Origin of the sequence: Halomonas sp. AOP30-A1-24 (genome assembly GCF_052378165.1) — a bacterium.
Classification (GTDB): Bacteria; Pseudomonadota; Gammaproteobacteria; order Pseudomonadales; family Halomonadaceae; genus Vreelandella; species Vreelandella citrativorans.
The window spans coordinates 1-1,093 of the sequence record NZ_JBQSXL010000086.1 but is presented as its reverse complement, the minus strand read 5'-3'; the positions used below and the strand labels follow the sequence as shown (position 1 = coordinate 1,093).

Here is a 1,093-nt window from a genome sequence, read left to right as displayed (position 1 = left end):
ATGGCCCACGCCATGCGAGCCGTCTTGTTGGCGAGCGCCACAATCGCGACGTTGCGATGCTTTCGCATGGCAAGCCGTTTGATCCATTGACTCAGACCGTCTTCCTGCGTCACCGCATAACGGAGAACGGATCGTGCGCCATGCACCAGCAGCTTGCGCAGGTACCCGTTGCCTCGCTTGCTGATCCCCAGCAGGCGCTCTCGTCCGCCCGTGCTGTGCTGACGCGGGGTAAGCCCCAATGACGCAGCAAAGTCGCGTCCACGTTGATAGATAGTGCCGTCACCCAGCACACCGGCCAGAGCGCTGGCGGTAATGGGACCAATGCCGCGCAGCGTCATCAGACGCCTGGCAACGGGGTCGGTGTTGGCATGTTTTTCAATGGCCGTGGTTAACTGTTCTACACGATCATCAAGGTAGCGTAAGTCGTTCGCCAACTCCGCCAGCAAGCGACGAAAGTGGTCACTGAGCCCGTTAGAGGCATCTTCCAGCCAAAGTGGTAGCGCCCGCCGCAATTGCTGGATACCCGTGGGAGCAATCAAGCCATACTCCCCGACCAGACCACGGATCTGGTTGGCCTTGGCCGTCCGCTGACTGATGAGTTCTTCCCGGATTCGGTGGGTAGCCTGAGCATCCTGTTGCTCAACCGATTTTATCGCCACGAAGCGCATCGTGGGTCGGCCGAGGGCTTCACAAATCGCTTCAGCATCGGCCCGGTCATTTTTATTCGTCTTGACGTACGGTTTTACGAACTGGGCAGCCACCAGTTTGACCTGGTAGCCACGCGCCTGGAGCTGACGTGCCCAGTAATGCGCTGTGGCACATGCTTCCATGCCAATGATCGCGCCCTGGGGAACACGGCGACAAACCGCATCGAGCCACTTGGCACGGGTGTATTTGCCTCGCCACTGAGGTTGCTCATGTCGGTCAACGCCATGAACGTGAAAAACAGACTTTGCGATATCAACACCTACTCGACTAATGTTCATAGGGGCTTCTCCTGACTCTCAACGCTGATAGTTGTCCAACCCACCTATCAGTATGGCGCACAGACGCCGGAGTAGGGTGAGGAGGAGTCCATCCCATTGGGTAAGCG

At 58.1% G+C, this 1,093-nt stretch carries 1 protein-coding gene; it reads right to left on the bottom strand.

Annotation, left to right across the window (positions count from 1 at the left end):
* On the bottom strand, window positions 1-986 hold a 986-nt coding region (locus tag ACT3TJ_RS17980), incomplete at its 3' end, for an IS110 family transposase (protein WP_444622838.1).
* Between the last annotated feature and the right edge of the window lie 107 nt (window positions 987-1,093).